Consider the following 24607-nt stretch of genomic DNA (forward strand, 5'->3'; position numbering starts at 1 on the left):
GTTGTCCATTCCTCCTTTTGCCTAAGAAGCCGGGGCTCCCACGTTCCCTTCCGCCTGTTTGATGAACGTCCGGATCGTGTCATTGTCCAGCTTCCATTCGCCGAGCGAAATGCCGCGAAACGTGACGTCCACTTTGTCCGAGCCAGCGGTTCCCTGAATCTCCACATTAGGACTCTTGATCGTAAACGCCCCGCCTTCGCCACGGCTGTAGGTTGCCTTGGAAGCCTCCTTAAGCATGATGCTCGTCGCTTCCTTCTTCAACGTATCCATTGTGCTGCTCTGCACGTCAGATACCGTTTGCTTGATCTGATCGAGGGAGATGCCGCTGTATATCACCAGAGCCGCAACGATGATAATGGCAATCGCCCATTTCAAAACCGTTCGGAGCACATTCATAACAAAAACCAGAATGATCAGCGCAATGACGATCACAAGCCAGTTCTGCATAACAAACTCTTTCCAAACTTCTATGTTCATGATTACACCTTCCGAATTAGAGTCGAGAAATGAATCTTCCCGAATATTATACATGATTTCCGGAGCCGCTGTCAGCTAAGCCCCATTCCCGTAAAAATAAGCGGTATAAGTTCGTCCCAATGCACGTACAAGTAGTACTACGGTTTTGCATGATCGGCATGGCCCGTCTGCAATCTTCCACATTTCAACGGCATCGCTTAACAAGGAGGGGCTTTTGTGAAAACGGCCATTTGGCTCTATCTGTTTTTGTTTCTCGCTGTCTTTGACCTGCACGCTCAATATCCCATACTGACGCCGTTCGCCATCTCGCTCGGTGCCGCCCCTACCTTCATTGGATGGATGATGGGCATTTACTCCCTGACGCATCTGCCTGGCAACCTGATTGCCGGTACGCAGATCGACAAACACGGCAGCCGCCGCTACATCGTATTCAGCCTGCTTGGCGCCGGGATCATTTTGCTGTTACAGGCATACGTCCAAACACCATGGCAGCTCTTGGCCCTGCGGGCCATCAGCGGCTTCGTGCTTGCCTTCTTGTCTCCGGCTTGCCTTGCTCTTCTGGCCCAGCTCTCCCGCGATCCCGTTACTCAAGGCAAATATATGTCCGGACACGGGGTTGTGCATACATTGGCTTCGGTCGTCTCTCCCGCGGCAGGCGCACTGATTGTGGCAAGCATCGGATTCTCGGCCACCTTCTCCAGCCTGGGTTACCTGCTCATTCTGACAGGCGTCATCGCTTTTTTGTCCATGCCCAAGGGATTGGTAGATGCAGCCAACGAAACAGAAAAAATTAAAGAAACCGTCCCGCCGAGCCCGTCCTCCGTCACTAAAGGGAGCAGCTCCGAAAAAGCGGCATTCATGCCTGTCTCATGGCGTTATTTCGCCCTTCCGCTGTTCATTGCTTGTGCCCAAGGCATCCTGTTTTTTGAATTGCCGCTGCGCAATGGCGGCACAACGTCCATCATGTCCACAGGGCTTATGTTTTCCATCATCAGTCTGGGCGCGCTGCTTACGCTGAGCATGCTGTTTCTCAACCGGTATTCCCCGAAGCTCCGCCTGACGTTGGGCGTGCTGCTGATGTCCCTGTGCTTCTTTGCTATGGCTGCATTTCCGGCGTGGCCTCTGCCCGGCATTCTGTTCGTGCTCGGATTGGCCAAAGGAATTACTTTTCCAGCCATGGCAACGCTGTTCATTCGTTTAAGCGGGGGCAGCAAGCTGGGCCGCATCTTCTCGTTACAATCCATCTTCACCTCGATCGGTTCGTTTATCGGACCCATCGCGGCCGGACAGCTTCGGATCGGGGTCTCTCCTTATTTCATTGCATTTCTATTGTTGATGTTAGGCATACTACTGCTTCCCTATTTCAGATCGCGACATGAAGCGTCATCATCCCGTTCAGACCCGCATAGCATATTAAGCTGATTTCCCCGGTTTTCTGCCAACGAATCGGCTTCTTTTTTCCTTTTGACAGCACCCGAGCCGGTTCCGAGGTTTTCTTTGCATTATTCACCCGTTTACAGCTACACTATAGGTATTCCCGGTCGATTTCCGCTGTAACATTTCCCGGGTAATGTCGATACAAGCACTCGTTCAAGGGGTGAATAGGATGCCAATTCATGTCATTGTGGAAGGAAAGAATGACCGCAGTAAACTGAAACGCCTCGTTTCTCCCGAAATCAACATCTTATGCACGTTCGGAACATTGAATACCGTCAAACTTGAGGCACTTCGCAAACAGGTCGGATATGACGAAGTGTACCTGTTTGTGGATAACGACAGCTCCGGCAAAAAAATCCGGGGTGTGCTGCGGGACGCTTTTCCCGACGCCGTCCAAATCTATACCCGGCGCGGCTATGCGGGCGTCGAAGGCACTCCGGACGAATACATCATCGCCCAACTCGAAAAGGCAGGTTTGGAGGAATATATCCAATATCCCGAACTGCCTTCGCTTTAATGGTTCTATATTTACCTCACAATCAATCACACAAGGCCACTGCGAGTGCAGTACCATCTTCCGATCGCTGTTATCCCCAGATTTTTTTCATTCCCTTTTTCTAAGGGGAAAATCCGGTGATAAGCCTATGCTTCCGATGCAGCTTTCCTTCAGAAAGCTTTTAGAACGCTTCGCTTCTCCAGATTGGTTCTGCCTCTCCGTTTATGTGTGTATGTTTTTTTCGGTTTATATAGCCCCTAAAATAAAAGGGCTGCAAACAGGTTATCCCTGATTGCAGCCTTTTATTGTGCAGTGTTTTCTATCCCTTATTACTCTTTAATCAAAGCGCGGATGTCCGCGGCAATCGCTTCCGGTTGGACGTCCTCCGTATTGAAGGCGTTGTACACTTTGCGCAGGTTGTTGTTTTTGTCAACCAAACCGATCATGTTCATGTGGGCAAAGTCGTCCTTGCTCTCGCCTTCGATCAGGATCTGAAACGAATCCCTGGCAAGCTGCTTCGTTTGATCCATATCGCCGCGCAGGAAATACCAACCCGCATAGTCCGCATGGAAGCGGTCGGCAAACGTTTTGATCTTTTCCCTCGTATCCACTTTCGGGTCAAACGAGATCGATACGAATGAAGCATCGTTGCCGAACGTATCATCTTCTTTCAGCAGGTCCTGCACCTGCGAAAGGGTAAATGTCGTAATCGGGCAAACATCCGGACAGCTCGTGAAGTAGAAATAAAATAACCGAACCTTGCCTGCCGTATCATCCAGCGAGATCGTTCGCCCGTCCACATTTTCCATGGAGAAGGATTGAACTTCACGAATCTCGGGCAGTTTCTCTTTGCCGGCGAATACGGTATTCCATGTCAGATATACAGCCATGATCAATGCCAGTCCCAGCAGCATCCAGGTCCACTTATACTTTTTCAGCATCACATTCGTCCCTTCTGTTCATTTGCCCAACTTTCGGGTCGTTTCCATTGTCTATGTATACAAATCACCTGTTTATGAATAAGCTCTCATTATTGTAACTGTTTTTCCAGCAATTGCCCATGCCTTTTGCGCATTTCTTCATGGAACCTGTACAGTCCCCCTATTTTCTGATGTTTTGCTTCGTGTCGCGGGGATATTATACACTGGATATGGGCATCACCTTAAGATAGATACACGTCATTGCGTACAGAAAAAAGAAGGATTTCAAAGGAGTCGTTTATGGACACTTCCACACATTTTGTCATGGGCGTCGGTTTGGCCGGTCTGGCTTATGTCGATCCGGTCGTAGCTTCGAACCCCACGCTTGCCGCAGCTGTCATGATCGGCACGATTGTCGGCTCGCAGGCACCTGACATCGACACTGCGCTGCGCCTCAAAAGCAATTCCCTGTACATCCGGAACCATCGGGGACTTTCCCATTCCCCTCCGTTCCTGCTGTTATGGGTAGCGCTTATTACAGGCGCGATCGCGCTCTTTTTTCCGAATGTTCCCATTAGCCATGTCGCGGGCTGGACCGCCATCGCTGTCTGCGTACACGTGTTTACCGATCTGTTCAATACGTATGGAACCCAGGCGGGCAGGCCGTTCACGGAACACTGGATTGCCTTGAACGTCATTCACATCTTCGATCCGTTCATGTTCGCTTCCCATGTCGTGGCCATTCTCTTATGGGCTTTCGACCTTGTCGCACCTGCTCCGATGTTCATCACGCTGTACGTCGTGATCGCATTGTATTACGTCTGGCGCGTGGCCGCTCATGCCAAAGCCGTCGCGAAGGTGAAACAATTGGATCAGGCCAAGGGCAAAACGAAGGCCCATTACATGGTCATCCCTACGATTTCGTGGAATCAATGGCATATCGTGAAACGGTATGCTGACGGCTCCTATGATATCGGCAAGATGGAGCACGCTCAACTGATATGGAATCTCCATGCAACGTCATCGACCCATGCCGCCGTGGAAGCGTCACGGAAATCACCCGAGGTGGCTGCGTTTCTGTATTTCACGTCCTATGCCGTCGCTGAAGTCGAAGAGCTGTCCGCAGGGTATAGAGTCCGGTGGGCGGACGTAAGATATCGGCATCGCAAGCAGTATCCTTTCGTTGCCGTCGTCGTTATGGATCGAAATTTCGAAACGATTGATACGTACGTCGGCTGGTTAAGCGAAGAGAAGATGAACAAAAAACTTTTATCTGCCCGGTCTTGACGAAAGTTGCGGGGAAGGGCAAAATCAAACATAGGAGCCGGTGCAAAAGCAAAGCCCGGAGCGTTTCCCGCTCCGGGCTTTTTTTGGAGATATTGGTACTGCGAAAATTATGATGGATTATTTGCCAGACCCAGCCAGAGACTGCTCAGCCAGTTGGACCAGACGTTTAGTGATATATCCACCCAGAGAACCTGTTTCGCGGGACGTGTAGTTACCGTAGTAACCATCCTGTGGGATTGTTACGCCCAGTTCTTGCGCAGCCTCCATTTTCAATTGTTGCAGAGCTGCTGTTGCTTGAGGTACCACCAAGTTGTTAGAACGAGATCCTTGAGCCATATTTAAAATCTCCTTTCAATCTGTGTCTGTGATGTATTGCAAGCTTGCAAGATTATTATGGCTCTCCCGTATCAGGTTATACGGAATTTTCAACAAAATCATGATGGAGGTTTTTCCCAATGAGCAAAGGCTTGTCTTTATGGTTTGCGTTTTCGTCCATTGTTTTGTTAACGGTTACAGCAATTACGATGTCTTATTCCGGTTGGCTTGCTGCACTTCTGTTTGTGGCATCTATCGGCAATATCGGCTGGGGCTTTGTCATTCGCGCCAAAAAAGAGCGCCAATCCTTGGGATCGCCGAATTCCGCATCCTGAGTATTCCCAAGCCTGCTGAATTTTTCAGGCTGCAAGAGAAGCCGCCATTCGGCATTTTTTATGACAAAAGGAGCGAATCGCCCAGGCAACCATTGCCGGCGAATCCCGCTCCTTTTTGTCATGTTCGCAGAACCCTTCCGCAAGATGGCTCAAGCCTACTTGCGTTTAGGGACAAACCCCATGCGTTCCTTAACTTCGCGAATGGTTTTGTCGGCCACTTCTTCGGCACGGCTTGCCGAAACCGCCAAGATTTCGGTCAGTTCGCCCGATTCGCGAATTTCGCGATACCGCTGTTGCAGCGGCTCAATGACCGAAACGACGGCTTCTGCCAATTCCTTTTTGAAAGGACCGTACATTTGCCCCTCGAAGCGCTCAGCCACTTCGTTCAGCGTAATTCCCGCGCATTCCGCATAAATGGTCATCAAATTGCTGACTTCAGGTTTGTTCGCAGGATCATACACGACCTCGCGTCCCGAATCCGTCGTGGCACGGCTGATCTTTTTGCGGATTTCGGCCGGTGTGTCCAGCAACGAGATGTAACTGCCCGGATTCGGGTTACTTTTGCTCATCTTGCTGGATGCGTCATCCAAAGACATGATGCGTGCGCCAACCTTCGGAATATACGGCTCCGGAATCGTGAAGTAGTCCCCGTAACGATGATTGAACCGTCCGGCGAGATCGCGCGTAAGCTCCAGGTGCTGCTTCTGGTCGTCCCCGACCGGAACGAGATCGGCATTGTAGAGCAGGATGTCCGCAGCCATCAACGACGGATACACGAACAAACCGGCTCCGACCGATTCTTTGCCTGACGACTTGTCCTTAAATTGCGTCATGCGTTCCAGCTCGCCCATCGCGGTGAGTGTGGTCAGCAGCCATCCAAGCTCGGCATGCTGCGGAACGTGGGATTGCAGGAAGACGTTGGACTTGGTCGGATCGATTCCTGCTGCAATAAACAGAGCAGCAACCGCCTCGGATTGCTCGCGAAGCGCTGCCGGCTCCTGCGGAACCGTGATGGCGTGTAAATCCACCACCATAAAATGGCACTGATAATCATGTTGCAGCTTGACGAAATTTTTGATCGCGCCAATGTAATTGCCCAGCGTAAGCTTGCCGCTGGGCTGAATTCCTGACAAAACGGTTTTCATATGACAAATTTCCTCCCTTAGATCGTGTCGAATTACAATCGTTATATTTTTGTACGCAAAAAGATCCCACATCCGCAAGGGACGTGAGACCGTGGTGCCACCCTAATTCACATTTCTTCCTTCAAAGAAATGCCTTCCATTTCCGTAACGTGGAATAGACGTCAGATCCTACTGCAGACCTGTCCTGCCTTCTCGGCTGCCGGCCTGGTTCAAACCCGCGCTCCAGAGTCCATTCGGCAATAAGTCCCTCATCGGTTCGCATCCTCCACCGACTTTCTGAAGAGAGCTCTCATAGCTTACTTGTCCCTGTCATCGCTTTATCGTGTTTCAAATTCATTCAAACAACTTCTGTCTAATTCATATTAATGCGCAAGCAGCGGATTGTCAAAACCGGAAGAGCTTTTTTTACCCCCGGCCCTAAAATCTGTTATGATGGAATTGTTCATTGAAGGTAAGGCACATCATGATCCGACGGTTCCGGGAGACTGTTGTGCACAATTGACACGCCTGCAGGCGGCATGCTATCTTTGAGCCGCGCAGACAGATTTCAAGTGGGAAAAGGAGCATCCAAATATGAAACAAGTGACCAAAGGCCAATGGAATGGTTACGACACGTATATTCTACATAGCCGTGAACTGGAGATTACCCTGCTGCCTCGTCTGGGGAATAATATCATTTCGATTCGGGACATGGTACAGAATCGCGATGTTGTTCGCAGTCCAGAGGAAGACGAGCTTGCCTTTTATCTGCAGAAGCCTTATCACTTCGGCGTACCTTTGCTGGTTCCGCCAGGGCGTATCCATCGTGGCTCCTTCGAATACGAAGGCGTCCCCTACCAATTTGTTCAAAATACGGCCCATGACAATCATATCCATGGACTCCACCGCACTCAAGCCTGGTGTGTCAGTGACATAGAAGAAGACGAAGACGGCTGCGCGATCACCACCGAATTTCTGACTTCCAGCGATGAGGACTGGATGGCGCAATACCCCATTCCGCTTAAGCTTGAAATGACATTCAGGCTGCAAAACGCTGTCCTGAGCCAGAAGCTGAAAGTGACCAATCTAGGTTCGTCTCCCGCCCCGTTCGGGATGGGTTATCATACATGGTTCTTGCTGGACGGCAAACCTGCGGAATGGACGCTGCAAATCCCCGTTTCCGGAGAATATGCCCTCAATGAGGAACAACTGCCTACAGGCGCGATAGAACCGCCAGGAGAGTGGGCAGCCCTTAATGAAGGGATGAACATGGAAGGACGCAACTGGGATAACATTCTCAAGGCGACACCGGGCCAGCCGGCGATTGCCCATTTAATTCGCCAAGATGGTTATCAAATTAAATATTCAACAGATGAAGCCTATTTCAAGCATTGGGTACTATTCACAAAGGGTGAATCCGATCAGTTTTTGTGCATCGAGCCATATACCTGGCTGTCGGACGCCCCGAACTTATCTCTGCCCGCTGAAGAGACGGGGCTAATTCGTCTAGAACCCGGATACCCTGTCGAGCTGCTCACGCACATTGAAGTCGTTCCGCCCGCAGAATAGCTGCTTCTTTCTGCTGCATTGCCGGGTTTCACATGAAACTGCTTGGCCGATCCTTAACGGATCGGCTTTTTCTTCGTTTAGGAGCATTTCATTCCAAATGTTACCTCGCCCTCTATCGGGTATATTTCTCGCACCTGCAACCATACTAACATCACCAAGACATAAGGAGGTGATACACATGTACGGAGGTCAAAACCAAGGTAGCGGAAACCGTTCTTCCAACAACCTCGTTGTTCCCCAAGCTACAGCAGCACTGCAGCAATTGAAAATGGAAGCTGCACAGGAGTTGGGTGTGACAATCCCTCAGGATGGTTACTACGGTAACTACACGTCCCGCGAGACAGGTTCCCTGGGTGGATATATCACTAAACGTCTGGTTCAAATCGCTGAGCAGCAATTAGCGGGTCGTTCCTAACACTCGGAATAATTGCTTGGATTACCTACAGCAACATGCGGCCTTCTTCGGAAGTGCCGCTTTTTATGCTCATCGTCATGAAGTCGATCCCAAGCCGGAATCCTTGTATGTATTGGTTCTAGGGTAGCGGATCATAAGATTGGCCATATTGTAGTTGGACTCCATCGTAGCGTCTACCATGATCATGCCTTGCCTAACCGTAAAATCAAAAGAAATTTCTCCGTGCGTCCAATTCCGCTTGAACTTCAGCGTCTCCAGGGCCATGGCCCGGAATGAAGCACGCTGGGTCTCGTTCAAACCTTCGTGATCGGATTCCATTTGCCCATTGCGTCCAGCTATCGGATTATGTCGAATACCAAACTTCCCAATGACATTATTTCGTATTTGCACAAACAAAATTCCTGACCCCACCCCGCCTAACTCCTGATCCACTTCTTTGAACACCAAATCCAATTGTCTTGCTAACGAAATCTGGTCAATTTTTACCACATCTATTCCTCCTTTATGCAATAAGACCTGAAAGTTCAGGACTTACGGCTCATTATATGACATCATATTGGTCTATTCAACAATAATAAACAAATTTGGGTATTGCTTACTATATGTTGCGCAAATAATTGCCATTCTCCGACTTTTATACGAGTTTTTTCTTTCTATTACGACATCGGTATTCGACAAAAAAACCTGCAACCCTGTGTGAAACACAGCATTGCAGGTTAAGATTACTGGATGCTTGCAGGCGCTGCCTACTCCGTCATGGCAAGGAACTGTTCGATATCATCCGTAACGAGCCGGGCAGCATTCTGCCAGAAATCAGGCTTCGTCAAATCGGTGCCGAGATGCTTCTGCGCCAGTTCCTCAACGGTCATTCGTCCGGTATCCCGCAGCAAGTCATCATACTTGTCTGCAAATGCGGTACCCTCTTGTTGCGCTCTGGCGTAAATGCCCGCGCTGAACATATAACCAAACGTATAGGGAAAGTTATAGAACGGAACGCCTGTCAAATAAAAATGCAGTTTGGATGCCCAAAAATGCGGATGGTTCGACGCGAGCACGCCGCAGAACGCTTCATCCTGCGCCTCAACCATGAGTTTGCACAATTCATCGGCGCTGACCAGCCCTTGTTTTCGTTTTTCATAGAAACGGGTCTCAAACAGAAAACGTGCATGAATGTTCATAAAGAACGCGACGCTGCGCTGAATTTTGTCTTCCAGCAAAGCCAGCTTCTCCTGCTCGTCCGTCGCGGCCTGAACAAGCGCATCGGCCACGATCAGCTCCGCAAAGGTGGAAGCCGTCTCGGCTACGTTCATCGCATAGCGCTGGTTCAAGGCAGGCAGCTCCTCCATGATGTGCTGGTGGTACCCGTGGCCCAATTCATGTGCAAGCGTGGATACATTGGAAGGCGTGCCGGAGAACGTCATGAAGATTCGGGTGGCTTTGCTCAAAGGAAGCGAAGTACAGAACCCTCCAGGACGTTTGCCGGGGCGATCCTCGGCTTCAATCCACCGTTTCTCAAAAGCCATCTCCGCAAATGCGGACAATTTGGGACTGAACTTGGCAAACTGTTCGACAATATTCAACGCGGCTTCGTCATAAGTCACTTTTCCGCCCGCTGTGCCCACAGGAGCATCCACGTCACTCCAGCTGAGTTTGTCTACGCCCAGCAACTTGGCTTTTCGTTCGAGATAACGCACGAGCGCCGGTTTAGCATCGTTAATAACGCCCCACATCGTATCCAAGGTCTGGCGGCTCATGCGGTTGATCGCGAGCGGTTCCTTCAAAATATCCTCCCAGCCGCGATTCTCATACAGCTTCAGCCGGAAACCAGCCAGATGATTCAGCGTATCCGCGCAGAAATCTTCCACATCGGTCCAGGCCTGTTCCCATTTGGCGAATACGGATTCGCGAACGTTCCGGTCGCTATCGCTCAGCTTGTTGGAAGCTTGGCCTGCAGACAGCATCACCGTTTCACCATTTTGTTCAAATGGAATGTTCACTTTGCTTACAATGGTGTTGTAGAACTTGCCCCAGCCATGGTAACCATCGACACCCAGATCCAGAGCAAGCCCCTCCATCTCAGGCGACAATTTCTCCCGGGCCAGACGGCGGCTTTCGTTCAAAACAAAGCTTAGCGGCTGCCATTCGTCTCTGGCGATCCATGCTTCCCATACCTCATCTGGGGTCTGGCTAAGCAGGTTGTCAAAACGCGCTTTGCTGCTATTCAGCATGGCTGCAATAGAACTGACGGTTCCCTGGAGCTGGGCGGCCTTTTTGTCAGCCTGGTTTTGCGCGGACAGACAGCTCACGAATGCGGAGCCTTCGGAAATGCGAACGTAACAGCTTTGCAGCAGCTCCAGTACTGGATCGAATACATGTGTAGCCTTGGCAGAGGTAGGTACTGGCGTTTCCTGCAAAAGCTGCTGCAGTTTACGCACGTCCTGTTCCAGATCCTTCAAATAAGCAGCAAATGCTGCGGAGGAGGATCCCCCGCTAAAAACGGACTCCAAATCCCAAACGGGCTGTAATGGCATTTTCATATTGCGCGACACCTCTCCCTTATCACAATATTCGAAATCAATGAATTCAAACTGGTGTTATGCATGATCGTTCACTATACTATAGAGACAGTTCAAGCCACACTCAGGAGGTTATATTAGATGAAACCTTTGCAAATATCGGCAGACACTGCCGTCAAATTAGCGGAATCTCTCGGCGTACCGCTCGAGCACTTGATGCATATGCCGCAGCATATCCTGTTGCAAAAAATCGCGGAATTGGCAAAGACGGAAGCAAGCACTCCCAAACCATCTTCTTCGGAAGGCGATCAGCAATGATTCCTTTCGAAAACAGCTGGCCCTACGACATCGTTATGGGCGATATCTATATGCCGCAATGCCCGTTCTGCAACGCGCACAATGTGCTGCTTCCCTTGAAACCGAAGGAGCTTGTCCGCATCCGGGAAGGCAAAAAGAAGCTGCTCGTCCTGCCGTGCTGCAACGGCAGCATGACCATCGTCGACAATGATGCCGACTATCTTCTTGCCAGCTCTCCGCTTCGCAAAGCATAATCCAGATTTGCCTACAAGGGGCTGCGCTTCGCAGCCTCTTTGTCTGCTTCGAGCATTTCCTCGGGCAATTCCATCTGTCCGGAAATCATCTGTTCGCGAAGCAGCGCCCACTGTTCCCTTGACGCGCGAATCATGGCCGCATCCGTGATACGCTTATCATGGATCACTCGGCCGAACCATTTGACCGCTTCATGAAAGCGGCCTATTCTGCGGTTCAGCTCACCAATCAGGTAGAGCAACCTTGCTTCATTGCTGCCCGCGCCTTCCATTTCGAACACCTTGACGTAGGCATCCAGGCTGAATTCCAGAAAACGGCGCTCCTGTTCATGATCTTCCCGATACCGGTATAACCAGGCGATATGGTGGAGCAACCCGGCAATGACCCTGTCCTTCTCTTTGATGGCCTGAGCACATAATAACCCAAGCTTGTACGTTTCCAAGGCGTTAGCCAGCGTGCGCGGTCCGCTGTAATCGCGTTTTTCCCAACGGCTGCCGACCTGATCCATAAAGTTTTTCTTCTGCAGATCGCTCAGCTTTTCGGTGGAATTTTCCGTCGAGGCGAATCCGCACTCCGGGCATATGCGCACGACGTAGAAATCCGGGTTTTCTTTTTTATAATAGGCGCAAAAATCGGAATCTGAACGGTAAGGCCGCTTCAAACTCGGTCTTACCCGCGAGGTTTCGAATACATGCTCGCAATAATTGCATGTGATTTTCACTTTATACAGAGGTTCCAGTTCCAGATCCACTTTCTCCACTCCTCTCCGAATGCCTGATGGCAGGCTAAGGCGTATTTACGAAATGGTAAGCCGGCCCCGACAAACGTTGGAGAATAAAGGAATGCAGCGGCTCTTCCACACCAATCTGTGTCAATGCTTGATCCATGCAAGCGAGCCAAGCCTCTGCCCGCTGCACCGTCACTTCAAAACCCATATGGCGGGCACGCATCATCGGATGACCAAATGCTTCGGAAAACAAAGCAGGCCCGCCAAAAAATTGCGATAAAAACATAAATTGTTTCTCCATGACCGGTCTGATATCCTCAGGAAACAGAGGGGCCAACTGTTCGTTTTGCTGCACAATGGGATAGAACGCTTCGACCAGAGCGCGAACGCCCTGCTCACCGCCAAGGTTGTCATAAATACTTTGTCCTGGGTTCATTGGGCAAAACCTGCTTTGATCGTGTCGAATTTTGGCATTTATTACACTCCTATGCTTAATCTTAACAATACCTGCATGACTCGTAAGGCTCAGGCTGCAGTTGACCTAAACCTCATTCTATCAAAAAAATCCCAAAACTCCTATCTAACATGACATAGCTTTCCTTCAATTTATCCGCTATATAAACCACACGAATCAATCACACAAAGCCTCTGCGAGTGCAGTACCATCTTCCGATCGCTGTTATCCCCAGATTTTTTTATTCCCCTTTTCTAAGGGAACATCCGGTGATAAGCCTATGCTTCCGATGCAGCTTTCTTTCAGAAAGCTTTTAAGCGACCGCTTCGCTTCTCCAGATTGGTTCTGCCTCTCCGTTAACGTGTGTTTGTTTTTTGCGTTTATATAGGTCGCCGCCTAACGTAAACAAAAAAAGCACCAAACCGAAGTTTGGTGCATCACTCGATTTAATAGCTTCTCCAGTCCTCTTCCTCGGAAGGGACCAGCGAGGCTCGGATTACATACACAAATGCGCAAACCAAGATTCCCATGACAAGGCTCATCATCATCGCTCCATCCGTTCTGAATTCCACCGTCTGGACAATTGGGTGACGTATAGGCGTTGGGTTCATTTTAGCATACATCGTTTAAAATTACAGCCATTTATGCAAGCGTTTTCTTTATGAAAATGGTACTGTTTGTCCCTGCCGTTTCATATTATCGGAGAGACGAGCTTTTGTTGATTTCCGCCTTCATTCCAAACTAAAAAAGGAGAACTTTATGGCCGCAACCCAAAAGTGGATTCCCGCAATGATTGCCTTTGCGCTGCTCCTGATGTGTGGACTGATGGCCATGTTCCCAGCCGAATCCTGGCATGCGGGAGTGCGCGGACTCTCAATCTGGTGGGACGTGTTGTTCCCTTCCTTATTCCCGTTTCTGGTGCTGTCCGAGCTGTTGCTCGGATTCGGCATCGTTCATTTTCTTGGCACGATGCTTAATCCGTTGATGCGGCCGCTGTTTCGCGTGCCGGGAAGCGGAGGATTCGTATTTGCAGTCAGCTGCGCCTCCGGATATCCGACAGGAGCCAAACTTACGGCACAGCTGTATGAACAAAAGCTGGTTACGCGCGAAGAGGGCGAACGTCTGGTCTCTTTTACGACATCATCCGATCCGATCTTTATGATCGGGGCTGTATCGGTCGGTTTTTTCCACAACGCGGCCATTGCTCCTGTGCTGGTAATCGCCCACTACGCTTCCGCATTCATTGTCGGCGTACTCATGCGCTTTCACGGCTCCTCAGGCACGATTCCATCGGCTCCCGCATCGGATGCGCATCTCCTCTCCTCCGGTGAACGGCAAAAAAACAGGGTCGCAAGGGCCATTCGGGCCATGCATGAAGCACGCCTGGCAGATGGGCGACCGCTGGGGGAACTGCTGCGTCAGGCGGTCGCATCTTCCCTCCGCCTTATTATTATCGTCGGCGGGCTGGTTGTATTCTTTTCGGTCATCATGGAGCTTCTGGTCCAGACAGGGGCACTCGGTCAATTGTACCGGTTTACCGAACATTTGCTTCAGCTTGCCGGCCTGCCTTCTGCCGTTTCCCACAGCCTTGTCGGCGGATTGTTCGAAGTCACCTTGGGTGCCAAAGAAGCGGGAGCTGCCGGCTCGGCAGTCCCCCTTCCGTATAAAGTGGCCGCCGCCGCGTTTGTACTGTCCTGGGGCGGGTTATCCGTTCATGCCCAGATTATGAGCGTGCTCAGCCACACTCCGCTCAGGTACGGTCCTTTCCTGCTCGCTCGGGTTATTCACGCGTTGATTGCACCCGTACTCGTTCTTCTGTTATGGTCGCCCATCACGGGAAGTTTGACGCAATCCGTGTTCCATCCGTCGGGCGTGATTTCCGGGCAAAGCGCCTATAGGGCGGACTGGTCCTTGATCCTGTTTTCCGGGATCGGCGTGCTTGCGGGCATGATACTGTTTATGCTTTGCATCTCTTTCATGTGTTCGCGGTTCTTGCCTCGTCGCATCGAAAGGTAGGCCCCTTCGTCACCATTTCGTCATTTAGTTTCCGCTAAACGTTGTGTTCTTCCGTGGAATTGATTATCATCGGTAATATAATGACCACAAAGGAGCTTTCATCTTGAGATACTATGTTCAAGACCGCGGAGACCAGTTATCGATTGAACTGAGTCAGCAGTTCCACGCGCTGGCCAAAGAAGCCGGATTCAAGCTTGATGCAGAATCCCCGCAGATCGTCATTTCCATTGGCGGAGACGGAACCATGCTGCAGGCCTTTCACAACTTTATCGACCGGATTCCGGAAATCGCCTTTGTCGGAGTCCATACAGGCCATCTCGGGTTTTATGCCGATTGGAAGAAGGATGAGCTGCGCGAACTGATTGATTTGATGAGCGGCAAAGGAGACCCGGAACTTCTCAAGCCCCGCATTGTGCAATATCCGCTGCTCGAGCTCGAAATTCGCAAAAAATCCGGCAACGCCTCGTACATTGCCTTGAACGAATTCACGCTCAAAGGCGTGGACGGCACGGTCGTCGCGCAGGTGGACATCAATGACGTTACCTTCGAGATGTTTCGGGGTGATGGAATCTGCGTATCCACGCCGTCAGGCAGTACGGCCTACAACAAGGCGCTTGGAGGCGCCATGGTTCATCCCACCATTGATGCGATTCAAATCGCGGAGATCGCTTCGATCAATAACAGGGTCTACCGAACGCTCGGCTCGCCCATCATTTTGCCCAAACATCACCACTGCGACATTTTTTCGCGAAAAGAACAGCGTTTGCTGCTGACGATCGATCATGTCAACGTGATGGTTGAGGATTTGATTTCGGTACGCTGTCAAGTATCCAGCCAAAAGGTAAGCTTTGCGCGTTTCCGTCCCTATCCGTTCTGGAGCCGGGTACGTACTGCATTTTTGGACTAGCCCTGCCAAAACACTTCGGGCACCTGTCGAACCAACAGCACCCCCAATAATAAGCAAACCAAAAAGCGGCCCTGTTCAGGAGCCGCTTTTGGCTTTCGGTGGCTGATCCTTGCTCTTTTGCAGCACGAAATATGCACAACCGAAATTGCAGTATTCATTAATGTAATCGACCATATGCGAAATGGCAGAGTCCTTGTTGGCCTTGGGATGGTTGTCCCGGTAAAATCCCTTCAAGCGCAGCTGGCTGTATCCCCAGTCCCCGACGATATAGTCGTAACGCTCCAGCACTTCGCTGTAACGATCGCGAAACACCTCGGGATTCCAGCCGTTTTTATGGTTCTGCACGATCTCGTAATTTTTGTTGCCGACCTGTACGATCACTTTTTCCTTGGGCCGCTCTTCGGGCTTTTCCTGAATTTGATCCTGGATCTGCTCCTGCTCGGGCACCATGCATTTCTGTTCTTCCAAGCCTGTATCCTCCATCATGCGAGTGTTGCCGCTTGCTCCGTATGCTTCGTCGCAGATTTGACTTGCTCATGGGCATGATAGGAGCTGCGCACCATTGGGCCGGATTCGACGTGGCTGAAACCGCGCTTCAAGCCTTCCTGTTTCAAGGCCGCAAATTCTTCCGGCGGATAGTATTTTTCCACGTACAGATGCTTCTCTGACGGCTGCAAATACTGCCCTATCGTCATGATATCACAATCCACAGCCCGCAGGTCGTCCATCGTTTGCAAAATTTCATCATATTCTTCGCCTACGCCAAGCATAATGCTCGATTTGGTCGGGATGTTGGGCTGCATTTCTTTGGCGCGTGCCAGCAGCTCCAGAGACCGTTTGTATTTGGCCTTTGCCCGGACCTTATCCGACAGGCGTTCAACCGTTTCAATATTGTGATTCAGAATGTCCGGCTTCGCATCCATGACGATTTTCAAGGAGTCGCGATCCCCCATAAAGTCAGGAATAAGCACTTCCACGCTGCAGAGCGGCAGACGCCGACGCACGGCTTTGACCGTTTCTGCAAAAATGGATGCCCCTCCATCCTTCAAGTCGTCCCGCGCCACGCTGGTGATGACGCAATGCTGCAGGTTCATCTGCTCGGCTGCTTCCGCTACCCGTTCAGGTTCCTGCAAATCGAGCTCCGTCGGCAAGCCGGTATTTACCGCGCAGAACCGGCATGCCCGTGTGCAGATGTCGCCCAAAATCATAAAAGTGGCCGTTCGATTGGCCCAACATTCGTAAATGTTCGGGCACCTCGCTTCCTCACATACCGTATGTAAGGTTTTGGAACGCATCATGTTTTTGATTTCCTGATAATTATCGCCGGTTGTCAATTTGATCCGAATCCAGTCCGGTTTCGGCTCCTTAACACGTTTAGCCAATGTATAAACCTTCTTTCTACTGAAGTTAGGCTGTTCTCGGAACATATTATACCATGAAAGCGTTGGAAAAACTCCCATTTGTCACATCTTGTCCGATTCGGCCCCAAATGGGATAAAATTCACGCTTTTGTAGAACGCTACGAAAAAGGGCGATTCAGACGGAAAGGAGGAAGCTTCTACCGTGAAAAAGCGTTTGAACGCGCGATTATACCGTCATCGCTGGATCTACATCGGTTTTGCCGTCCTGCTGCTAATTCCTGGTTTGTCCGTGCGAACCTACGCCAAACCCGCAGCACCCGAACCAAGGCCGCAACTTAAGGAATTGAAGCCTGCGGAAATTTTTGCCGAAAGAAGGCATTTGTACGAAAGCATCGGCCAAATGACCGACATTCCGTGGTACAGGCTCGCCGCAATCGATCAGTATGAGCGAACGCTCACCCGAGCTCATCCGAAGGACCGCAAACACCCGGAGCGGCTGACAGGCATATTCATGACGTCTCCGGCCTGGAGAGGCTGGCTGAATCCGGATGAAACGGATCAGAAGCCGCAATCGATCCTGGTCTTCGGCGGTTACGGGCGCGACGGCTCCGGCGACGGTATGGCCGACGCCAATAACGATGTCGACGTGTTGTACAGCATGGCTGAATTTATTCGAAAGCACGGAAACCGGCAGGAGGATTTCAACATCGCCCTATGGGAGTATTACCACAATTCCCGCGCCGTGCAGCGGATCCAGCAATTCGCCAAGCTGTATGAGCATTTCGATACGCTGGACCTGTTTGCGCACGCCTTTCCCGTGCCCCTCGGTACCAATTATTCCTATCGCAGCACCTGGGGAACGAAGCGCAGTTGGGGCGGCTACCGAATCCATGAAGGAACCGACATTTTCGCGCCTTATGGTCTCCCCGTTCGCAGCACCTGTTACGGGATCGTGGAAGTCAAAGGCTGGAATCCGTTCGGGGGCTGGAGGATCGGCATCCGGGACTTGAACAACCATTATCATTATTACGCGCACTTGTCCGGTTTCGACAAAAAGACGCATATCGGCCAAATCGTTACTCCAGGCCAAATCGTCGGATGGGTGGGCAGCTCGGGCTACGGCAAACCGGGCACGCAAGGCAAATTTCCGCCCCACCTTCACTATGGCATTTACAGGGACAGCGGGCTTGCCGAGTGGTCGTTCGACCCCTATCCGCTGTTGAATCATTGGGAGAAGGAAGAATACCGCCAAATCAAAGCAGGCAAAAAAAATAAATGATGCGCAGGCATCGACCAAACAGGACCTCGGTGGAACGAAACCGTTTGTTTCTTTCCATCATGAGGTTCTGTTTGTCATTGTTTTAATGGCTTTCATGCGCCGCGTCCGTCTGCAGTTCCTCCTCCATGCCGGGAATCGCGGGCTGCGGCTCGTGTTGTCCACCAGGCAGAGTCTGCTGCGGCACGACAGGCGTGCTCACGCCTCCGCTGCCCGATACGCCGCCGCCTTGGCCCGACGGCAGGGCAATGGCAGGTGCACCGTTACCGTTATCTCCTACAGGCCTTCCTTGGTTATCGTAGTAGTACATGGGAACATCCCCTACGACTAACAAGTAGGAAATCGGAATTTCCGTATCCACCGTTTCGGGTTCCATATCAAACGGGACAACGACCGCGACTTCCGCAATAATGCGGATGTATACTTCGACCAGTATCATATTGATGCCCGCGTTCTGTTGGCGGGTATTCAGGTCGACTTTGACCGCGCCTTGAGGCTCTACCCGGAGCGGAATGCTGGGTCCGAACGATGCCAGAACGGGGCTTCCCAACGCCTGGCCGAGAGGGATCTTTTCTTTCAACATATGGATGTTCTGCAGCGTGGACTGCACGATGTTCATCGTACTTGCGGTGATGCGCATATGTTCGTCATAGTTCAGCATGAAACCCGAAACTTTTCCGGTTTGATCCGTCTTCCAATCGATCAGCCCTTCCGTCGCTTTTCCTTCGGCCACTTGTGCGGTGATCGCGCTGTTAATCGCCTCCGTCGCAATCTGCTTGACCCGGATCTTGGCCAAATGCATGATTGGCGGCTTCATTTTTTTCTCGACGTAGGCAAACCCCTGCAGCACGCAAAAAACCGATACCAGCAAAATAATCAGCCATATGCGCCGCTTTCCGCTTGGCGGCTTTCGCGGTTTCCTTATCCTGCGGCTTCTCCAGCGCATTCTTCTTCTCATCATCGAGCAACCCTCCCCTGCAGGATGAGCTGTAATGTATACGTTATCCTTATGCAGGACATGGCCGAAAAAGAAGGACAATGCCTCAGCTCACCGCAAGCAACAGGACTAGGCCGGGCAAACGCAAAAAAGCCTCGCGGGCAGCTTCGCTGCCTGCAAGACTTTTTTCGCACGGTCCGAACCCTTATACAGGCCAGCTCATAGGCCCAAGGATACGGAATCATTCATGCTATTATTTTTTTTCGACAGCATGTCCGCCGAATTCGTTGCGAAGCGCCGCAACGACTTTACCTGTAAACGTATCTGTTTCCAGGGAACGATAACGCATCAACAGGGACAACGCGATAACCGGGGTAGCGGTCTGCAGGTCGAATGCCGTTTCAACCGTCCAGCGGCCTTCACCGGAAGAATGCATAACCCCTTTGATTTCGTCCAGGTTAGCGTCTTTGGAGAATGCACGCTCCGTCAATTCCATCAGCCACGAACGGATAACGGAACCGTTGTTCCACACGCGAGCCACTTTTTCGAAGTCGAAGTCGAAGTCGCTTTTCTCCAGAACGTCGAAACCTTCGCCGATGGAAGCCATCATGCCGTACTCGATGCCGTTATGCACCATTTTGAGGAAGTGCCCGCTGCCCGCTTTACCGGCGTACAGGTACCCATTTTCCACGGCAGTGTCGCGGAACGCAGGTTCAACGATTTCCCAAGCTTCCGGATCTCCACCGATCATGTAACAAGCGCCGTTGCGTGCGCCTTCCATACCGCCTGATGTTCCTGCGTCCATATAGTGAATGCCTTGCGGTTTCAGTTCTTCGTAACGACGGATGGATTCTTTGTAGTGGGAGTTGCCTGCTTCGATGATGATGTCGCCTTTGGACAGCAACGGAGCAACTTCTTTCAATACAACGTCAACCACGTTATGTGGAACCATGATCCACAGTACGCGCGGTGATTCGAGGGATGCCACCATATCTGCATAAGAAGATACACCTTGTGCACCGTATTCTTTCATTTCTGCTACAGCTTGTTCGTTCAGGTCGAAGGCAACAACCTCATGTTTATGGTCGATCAAGTTTCTGCCCAGGTTCAAGCCCATTTTACCAAGTCCGATAAGTCCAAGTTTCATTCCAAACTCCTCCTATTTTATCAACATTTTTTTCTATATCTAAAGGGCCCGGAAGCGAAAACGGCATTACCAACGTATTAAAGAAAAATGACAAACTCGCCGTTTTCGCCGTTTGGAGCCACTTATCGCTATATCACACGCATGTTCTAATATATAACAGTAAAATGAAAGCTAATTTCCTCTAACGGTTCGGTTTTTCGTCTTACCACCAACGGAATCCGTCTGCCGCCGTCAGGCGATCTGAGGATTCAGGGCCTTGAGATCCTGCCGCATACGTATCCAGCGGTATGCTTCCTTCCTGGAAGGCTTCCAGGATCGGTTGTACCCACTGCCAGGACAGCTCCACCTCTTTCCAATGCGCAAAGAATGTGGAATCACCGCGCATGGCATCATAAATGAGGTTCTCGTAAGCTTCAGGAATGTTGCGCTTGCCGGAGGAGAACGTCAGGTTAATCGGCTCCACCTCGCCATGATGCAGCGGATTTTTCCCGTTGAGCTGCAAGGAAATGCTCTCGCCTGGACCGATTTCGATTGTCAGCAGGTTCGGATCGGATGTTCTTTCCGATTCATGACCCGTTTTGAGCGGCTCTTTGAATTCAATGACGATGCGCGTCGATTTCTCCGCAAGGCGTTTACCTGTGCGAATATAGAACGGAACTTCGCTCCAGAACGGATCGTCGATCCACAATCTTGCGGCAACGTAAGTTTCATTTTGGGAACCGGCAGGAACGCCAGGCTCGTCCAAATAACCTACAACGGATTCGCCTTGAAGTTCGCCGGCAGCATATTGTGCACGCACGACTTGGGAAGCGATCTTTTCTTTCGTCAGCGGACGAAGCGATTCAACGATTTTCCGTTTTTTGAAGCGGATTTCATCAGGCGTGCAGCGCTTCGGCAAGTGCAGGGCCGTCATCATCAGTATTTGCAGCATATGGTTTTGGAACATGTCGCGCGTTGCGCCGCTTTGATCGTAATACGCTGCGCGTTCCTCGACGCCAACCGTTTCGCTTGCCGTAATCTGTACGTTCGCGATGTAACGGTTCGACCACAAGGCCTGAATGACCGGGTTGGCATAACCGAGTACTTCGATGTTCTGCACCATCGGTTTGCCAAGGAAATGGTCAATCCGGTAAATTTCTTCTTCCGCAAACGTGCTGCTTAATTTCTCGTTCAGCTCGCGTGCGGATTGCAGATCATGGCCAAACGGTTTTTCAATGATCAATTTCTTCCAGCCTTTGGTGTTGCCCAAACCGCTTTGCTGAATGTTCTCCGCGATTGGCTCGAAGAACTCAGGAGCGACCGACATATAAAACATGCGATTTTCCGGAATATTCAATTCCTTCTCACGCTGCTCCACAAGCTCCAGAAGCTTCACATAATCTTCAGGCTTCGTATTGTTCAGCGAGCAGTAACGGAACGCCCCGATAAAATCGCGTACGACGGATTCTTCTTCCGGCGTCTGGCGCGAAAAGGTGTGTAACGATTTTTCAACATTGCCCTGGAACTCGACATCCGACAGTTCACGCCGCCCCAATCCGATCACGGAGAAGGATTTCGGCATTTTCTGATCAACGAACAAATTGTATAAAGCAGGATAAATTTTGCGCTTGGCCAAATCGCCAGTTGCCCCAAACAAGACAAATGTCATTGCGTCCATTGAAGTGCCTCCTGTGTTCTGTGCAGTATAGTATATGATGTTGCAAAATGTTCAAATCCAAGCATGACAAAAGACGGAATTAGTGGGTATGTGTCCCCGCCTTCGCTCCGTTTCGTGCCTTGGTTGAATTTAAACATCTGACATTCCTTCTCTCCACAACCCGAGTGACCAGGTTATAAAATGTAACCTACTTGAATTGCCGTAACCCATAATACACCCGTCGTCACATTTCGTCAATAATCGTGGCAAAACTGTGAACCCCAGATCCAGCAAGGGTTTTCAGTGTTGTTAACGCTTAAATTGGTAATATAAACTAACAATTGTATGTGATTTTTGACACATTCCGCGGTGGACATCTTGGTTACAATAAGTATACTAATGCTATATAGAGCCAAACTTTGAATAAAGGAGCACGTTTATGAGTGATGATAAGAATGCCAATCAGCTATGTGGAAAAGTGGAACAGTCTTATCTGATCATTGGCCGAAAATGGGTCGCCCTCATCATTCACGCATTGATGGAAGAGCCCAAACGTTTCAGCGAAATACACGCTTATATTCCAGATCTGAGCAAGCGTGTGCTGAATGACCGAATAAAGGAACTTGAAGAAGAGGGGATCGTCGTTCGCCATGTGGTGACAGAGCGCCCGGTTCGTACCGAATATATGCTAACGCGCAAGGGTACGGAGCTTGGGCGGGCATTAGGCGCTGTCGAGCAGTGGGCTGAAAAGTGGCTGTAACGAATGCATGGCATCTAAGAGGTAAATATGATGCATCATACCGTCTAAAAGTTTAGTGTTTTTCCCTAATGGAACATAAAGACAACAACAAAACCCCTTTGTCTGAACATGACAGCAGCGTCCGACTCATTTGCGGATCTTCGCCATTTCATCACAAAGGGGTATTCGTTCTTCTAGTCCGACAGGATGACTATAGGGTTGGCCGTATATTCCTTCCTATCGTATTTCAAGGCCCAGCCTCTTCAAATAAACGCTAATGCGCTGTGTAAGTTCGTCTAAATCCGAACGCTGTTTCTCGGACAGTTGCTCTTCATTTACGGTGCCATCACTGGTTACGGTCAATGCTTCAATGCGCTTCATTTCCTCGTAGACAGCTTGGAAATCGGCATAGTCTTCCGCACTGAACATTTCCTTGGCCTGGGCAAACTGTTCTTTCCAAAACTGCTCTTCACCCATGATGATGTTATGTGACATCCTTATATCATGTGAACTAACTTGCTCTAGTTGAGTAAAGTAAGGTTCTAACTTCACGGCCAATGCTTCGTACTGCTGTCTGACTCCGTTATCCCATTGCTCGGGATGCAGTTGTCCATCCGGACCGGCTTGAGCAAGTGCAATTTTCCCCCACTGCTGGAGCAGACTCATAAAGGCGGTGTAATCTTCATTGCTAAAATGAGCCTTGGCGCCCTGCAATTTGGCTTCAAGCCGGGCATACTCTTCTACCGTCACGCCCAACGCCGCAACCGATTGTTGACTGCCATAGATGCCATCTGCCAAATAGGTGTAACCTGCATAGGCACCGGTAGGGATTAACAAGGCGATGCTAATGATGCCCGCAACCATCCATCTGCTGCTTCTTCTTTTGTTTATGGAACTGACTCTTTTTTCGATCTGCTGCATTAATCGTTCCTTGCTTTCCGTCGGCACGGTCCATTGACCTGTCTGATCCTTGAATGCTTCGCGTAATTCGTTCTCCAATTCCTTCATCCCCAATCCTCCACCTTTCTGCCTTCGATGAATTGTAAAATGCGCTTCTTCTGACGCAGCTTGCCCAATCCGGCATGGATGCGGGATTTCACCGTTCCAAGCGGAATATCCAGAATCGTTGCAATCTCTTCCTGCGTATACTCGCTCAAATAATGGAGAGTAATGACTTGCCGCTGTTTGTAGGGTAATCGCTGTACTTGTTCCAGCAACGGACGATGGGCCAGTTTGCTAACCAATTCGCCTGTAAAGTCTTGTTCCATGGCTGTGTCCGTTTTGTTCACCCGCTCGTTAAAGCGCAGACGAAGCAGTTTTTTTCGCCGATCGTTCTGAACGATACGCATGGCAATGCCCATCAGCCACGGGCGAAACGGACGCTGGGCATCAAATTTCTCCAGGGAGCGATACGCCTGAATGTAAACTTCCTGCACCAAGTCCTCCGCATCGCTCGCATGCCTCACCAAAAAACGAACGGTGCGATACACGTCCTGCACTGTCTTTTCATAGATTTCCCCATATGCTTCGTGGTCCCCCGCACGCGACAGTTTAACCAAAGTTATGAATTGTTCATTGTCATCCATAAGTCTCTCCTCTCTGCAGCCTTTACTATATATTGTCGCGGGAAGCAGATATCGTTCGATTTATTTGAAGGTGAAGTCGTCGTAGTCAGAGGTCCTTCATTTCCAAAGCCAACCAAACAACATTTTAGAATGGAATCCGCAACAATCCACTGAAGAATTTATGTGTGTGTTGACAGCACATTCGTGCTGTATAAAATTTCTAAGAGACAACACACTTCAACAATATGAAAAAAGCGTGACCTGCTGTGTCGTTCTACAGTCCACGCTTTATTATTCAGTAAATGAAAAGGAGTATTATTAAAAGTATGGGCCCCGAAAGTGTCATTATTATAGAAAACTTCTTGTTTTGTATAAATTGGACTAAATAAAACACCAAAGAAC

General features: G+C 50.2%; 27 protein-coding genes and 1 other annotated feature. Of the genes, 12 read left to right on the plus strand and 15 right to left on the minus strand.

The genetic code is table 11. The annotated features are described in order from the left end of the window. Nucleotides 1–21: 21 nt before the first annotated feature. Entirely contained in the window at nucleotides 22–477 is a 456-nt protein-coding gene (locus MKY59_RS26055; RefSeq protein ID WP_339274539.1) for an ATPase, read from the minus strand. Between the two features lie 216 nt (nucleotides 478–693). Between MKY59_RS26055 and MKY59_RS26060 the strand changes: the two genes are divergently transcribed. Both MKY59_RS26060 and MKY59_RS26065 read left to right on the plus strand, forming a co-directional pair. Next, nucleotides 694–1899 (plus strand): MFS transporter, encoded by a 1206-nt coding sequence (locus MKY59_RS26060; RefSeq protein WP_236414703.1) that lies wholly within the window; start codon nucleotides 694–696, stop codon nucleotides 1897–1899. A 184-nt stretch (nucleotides 1900–2083) separates the two neighbouring features. Beyond that, nucleotides 2084–2431: a toprim domain-containing protein gene (locus MKY59_RS26065; RefSeq protein ID WP_236414705.1), complete on the plus strand. Its 348-nt coding sequence runs from the start codon at nucleotides 2084–2086 to the stop codon at nucleotides 2429–2431. A gap of 308 nt (nucleotides 2432–2739) precedes the next feature. Here the strand turns inward: MKY59_RS26065 and MKY59_RS26070 are convergent, their stop codons facing one another. Then, nucleotides 2740–3351: an SCO family protein gene (locus MKY59_RS26070; RefSeq protein ID WP_339274540.1), complete on the minus strand. Its 612-nt coding sequence runs from the start codon at nucleotides 3349–3351 to the stop codon at nucleotides 2740–2742. Between the two features lie 279 nt (nucleotides 3352–3630). On the opposite strand from MKY59_RS26070, the gene MKY59_RS26075 reads away from it, so the two are divergent. Next, the gene (locus tag MKY59_RS26075; RefSeq protein ID WP_339274541.1) at nucleotides 3631–4617 is read left to right on the plus strand and encodes a metal-dependent hydrolase; all 987 of its coding nucleotides are present in this window, start codon (nucleotides 3631–3633) and stop codon (nucleotides 4615–4617) included. Between the two features lie 117 nt (nucleotides 4618–4734). Here MKY59_RS26075 and MKY59_RS26080 read toward each other — a convergent pair whose 3' ends face one another. Further along, nucleotides 4735–4953 (minus strand): alpha/beta-type small acid-soluble spore protein, encoded by a 219-nt coding sequence (locus tag MKY59_RS26080; RefSeq protein ID WP_175399207.1) that lies wholly within the window; start codon nucleotides 4951–4953, stop codon nucleotides 4735–4737. Nucleotides 4954–5072: 119 nt separating this feature from the next. Here MKY59_RS26080 and MKY59_RS26085 point away from each other — a divergent pair, with 119 nt between their 5' ends. Then, on the plus strand, nucleotides 5073–5267 hold the full coding sequence (locus MKY59_RS26085; protein ID WP_236414712.1) for a hypothetical protein: 195 nt from the start codon (nucleotides 5073–5075) through the stop codon (nucleotides 5265–5267). A gap of 155 nt (nucleotides 5268–5422) precedes the next feature. Here MKY59_RS26085 and trpS read toward each other — a convergent pair whose 3' ends face one another. Further along, nucleotides 5423–6412: a tryptophan--tRNA ligase gene (gene trpS, locus MKY59_RS26090; RefSeq protein WP_236414714.1), complete on the minus strand. Its 990-nt coding sequence runs from the start codon at nucleotides 6410–6412 to the stop codon at nucleotides 5423–5425. 74 nt (nucleotides 6413–6486) lie between these two features. Next, nucleotides 6487–6734 (minus strand) — a binding site (T-box leader). 251 nt (nucleotides 6735–6985) lie between these two features. Here trpS and MKY59_RS26095 point away from each other — a divergent pair. Then, on the plus strand, nucleotides 6986–7960 hold the full coding sequence (locus tag MKY59_RS26095) for an aldose 1-epimerase (protein WP_236414716.1): 975 nt from the start codon (nucleotides 6986–6988) through the stop codon (nucleotides 7958–7960). A gap of 178 nt (nucleotides 7961–8138) precedes the next feature. Beyond that, nucleotides 8139–8375 carry an alpha/beta-type small acid-soluble spore protein gene (locus tag MKY59_RS26100; RefSeq protein WP_236414718.1) on the plus strand — a complete coding sequence of 79 codons (237 nt, stop codon included), beginning with the start codon at nucleotides 8139–8141 and terminating at the stop codon, nucleotides 8373–8375. 75 nt (nucleotides 8376–8450) lie between these two features. Here MKY59_RS26100 and MKY59_RS26105 read toward each other — a convergent pair whose 3' ends face one another. Continuing rightward, a complete protein-coding gene (locus tag MKY59_RS26105) occupies nucleotides 8451–8864 on the minus strand; it encodes an O-methyltransferase (protein ID WP_236414720.1) in 414 nt (137 codons plus the stop codon). 257 nt (nucleotides 8865–9121) lie between these two features. Then, on the minus strand, nucleotides 9122–10912 hold the full coding sequence (locus tag MKY59_RS26110) for a M3 family oligoendopeptidase (RefSeq protein WP_339274543.1): 1791 nt from the start codon (nucleotides 10910–10912) through the stop codon (nucleotides 9122–9124). A 120-nt stretch (nucleotides 10913–11032) separates the two neighbouring features. Here MKY59_RS26110 and MKY59_RS26115 point away from each other — a divergent pair, with 120 nt between their 5' ends. Beyond that, a complete protein-coding gene (locus MKY59_RS26115) occupies nucleotides 11033–11209 on the plus strand; it encodes a YycC family protein (RefSeq protein WP_236414722.1) in 177 nt (58 codons plus the stop codon). Then, entirely contained in the window at nucleotides 11206–11442 is a 237-nt protein-coding gene (locus MKY59_RS26120; RefSeq protein WP_236414725.1) for a hypothetical protein, read from the plus strand. Before MKY59_RS26115 ends, MKY59_RS26120 begins: the two co-directional genes overlap by 4 nt. Nucleotides 11443–11453: 11 nt before the next feature. On the opposite strand, the gene MKY59_RS26125 is transcribed toward MKY59_RS26120, so the two are convergent. Both MKY59_RS26125 and MKY59_RS26130 read right to left on the minus strand, forming a co-directional pair. Further along, nucleotides 11454–12185, minus strand: a complete 732-nt coding sequence (locus MKY59_RS26125; protein ID WP_236414880.1) for a DUF2225 domain-containing protein — start codon at nucleotides 12183–12185, stop codon at nucleotides 11454–11456. Between the two features lie 40 nt (nucleotides 12186–12225). Continuing rightward, nucleotides 12226–12603 carry a globin gene (locus MKY59_RS26130; protein ID WP_339274545.1) on the minus strand — a complete coding sequence of 126 codons (378 nt, stop codon included), beginning with the start codon at nucleotides 12601–12603 and terminating at the stop codon, nucleotides 12226–12228. A gap of 777 nt (nucleotides 12604–13380) precedes the next feature. Here MKY59_RS26130 and ylbJ point away from each other — a divergent pair. Next, nucleotides 13381–14637, plus strand: a complete 1257-nt coding sequence (ylbJ, locus tag MKY59_RS26135) for a sporulation integral membrane protein YlbJ (RefSeq protein ID WP_339274546.1) — start codon at nucleotides 13381–13383, stop codon at nucleotides 14635–14637. 103 nt (nucleotides 14638–14740) lie between these two features. After that, entirely contained in the window at nucleotides 14741–15544 is an 804-nt protein-coding gene (locus MKY59_RS26140) for an NAD kinase (RefSeq protein ID WP_236414728.1), read from the plus strand. 75 nt (nucleotides 15545–15619) lie between these two features. Here the strand turns inward: MKY59_RS26140 and MKY59_RS26145 are convergent, their stop codons facing one another. Continuing rightward, on the minus strand, nucleotides 15620–16012 hold the full coding sequence (locus tag MKY59_RS26145) for a YutD family protein (RefSeq protein ID WP_339274549.1): 393 nt from the start codon (nucleotides 16010–16012) through the stop codon (nucleotides 15620–15622). Between the two features lie 14 nt (nucleotides 16013–16026). Continuing rightward, nucleotides 16027–16926 carry a lipoyl synthase gene (gene lipA, locus MKY59_RS26150; RefSeq protein ID WP_236414730.1) on the minus strand — a complete coding sequence of 300 codons (900 nt, stop codon included), beginning with the start codon at nucleotides 16924–16926 and terminating at the stop codon, nucleotides 16027–16029. A 181-nt stretch (nucleotides 16927–17107) separates the two neighbouring features. Between lipA and MKY59_RS26155 the strand changes: the two genes are divergently transcribed. Beyond that, entirely contained in the window at nucleotides 17108–18184 is a 1077-nt protein-coding gene (locus tag MKY59_RS26155; RefSeq protein ID WP_236414731.1) for a M23 family metallopeptidase, read from the plus strand. Between the two features lie 82 nt (nucleotides 18185–18266). Here MKY59_RS26155 and yunB read toward each other — a convergent pair whose 3' ends face one another. From yunB to zwf, 3 genes are all read right to left on the minus strand, one after another. Continuing rightward, complete coding sequence (yunB, locus tag MKY59_RS26160; protein ID WP_339278482.1) at nucleotides 18267–19139, minus strand: sporulation protein YunB; 873 nt, start codon at nucleotides 19137–19139, stop codon at nucleotides 18267–18269. 232 nt (nucleotides 19140–19371) lie between these two features. Continuing rightward, a complete protein-coding gene (gene gnd, locus MKY59_RS26165; protein ID WP_236414732.1) occupies nucleotides 19372–20265 on the minus strand; it encodes a phosphogluconate dehydrogenase (NAD(+)-dependent, decarboxylating) in 894 nt (297 codons plus the stop codon). Between the two features lie 202 nt (nucleotides 20266–20467). Next, nucleotides 20468–21922: a glucose-6-phosphate dehydrogenase gene (zwf, locus tag MKY59_RS26170; protein WP_339274552.1), complete on the minus strand. Its 1455-nt coding sequence runs from the start codon at nucleotides 21920–21922 to the stop codon at nucleotides 20468–20470. Nucleotides 21923–22340: 418 nt separating this feature from the next. Between zwf and MKY59_RS26175 the strand changes: the two genes are divergently transcribed. Continuing rightward, nucleotides 22341–22661 (plus strand): helix-turn-helix domain-containing protein, encoded by a 321-nt coding sequence (locus MKY59_RS26175; RefSeq protein ID WP_339274553.1) that lies wholly within the window; start codon nucleotides 22341–22343, stop codon nucleotides 22659–22661. 216 nt (nucleotides 22662–22877) lie between these two features. On the opposite strand, the gene MKY59_RS26180 is transcribed toward MKY59_RS26175, so the two are convergent. Both MKY59_RS26180 and MKY59_RS26185 read right to left on the minus strand, forming a co-directional pair. After that, nucleotides 22878–23648: a DUF3600 domain-containing protein gene (locus MKY59_RS26180; protein ID WP_339274554.1), complete on the minus strand. Its 771-nt coding sequence runs from the start codon at nucleotides 23646–23648 to the stop codon at nucleotides 22878–22880. Next, nucleotides 23645–24226, minus strand: coding sequence for a sigma-70 family RNA polymerase sigma factor (locus MKY59_RS26185; protein ID WP_339274555.1), 582 nt, complete (start codon nucleotides 24224–24226; stop codon nucleotides 23645–23647). Before MKY59_RS26185 ends, MKY59_RS26180 begins: the two co-directional genes overlap by 4 nt. Nucleotides 24227–24607 lie beyond the last annotated feature (381 nt).

The organism is Paenibacillus sp. FSL W8-0426 (genome assembly GCF_037969725.1).
GTDB lineage: Bacteria > Bacillota > Bacilli > Paenibacillales > Paenibacillaceae > Paenibacillus > Paenibacillus hubeiensis.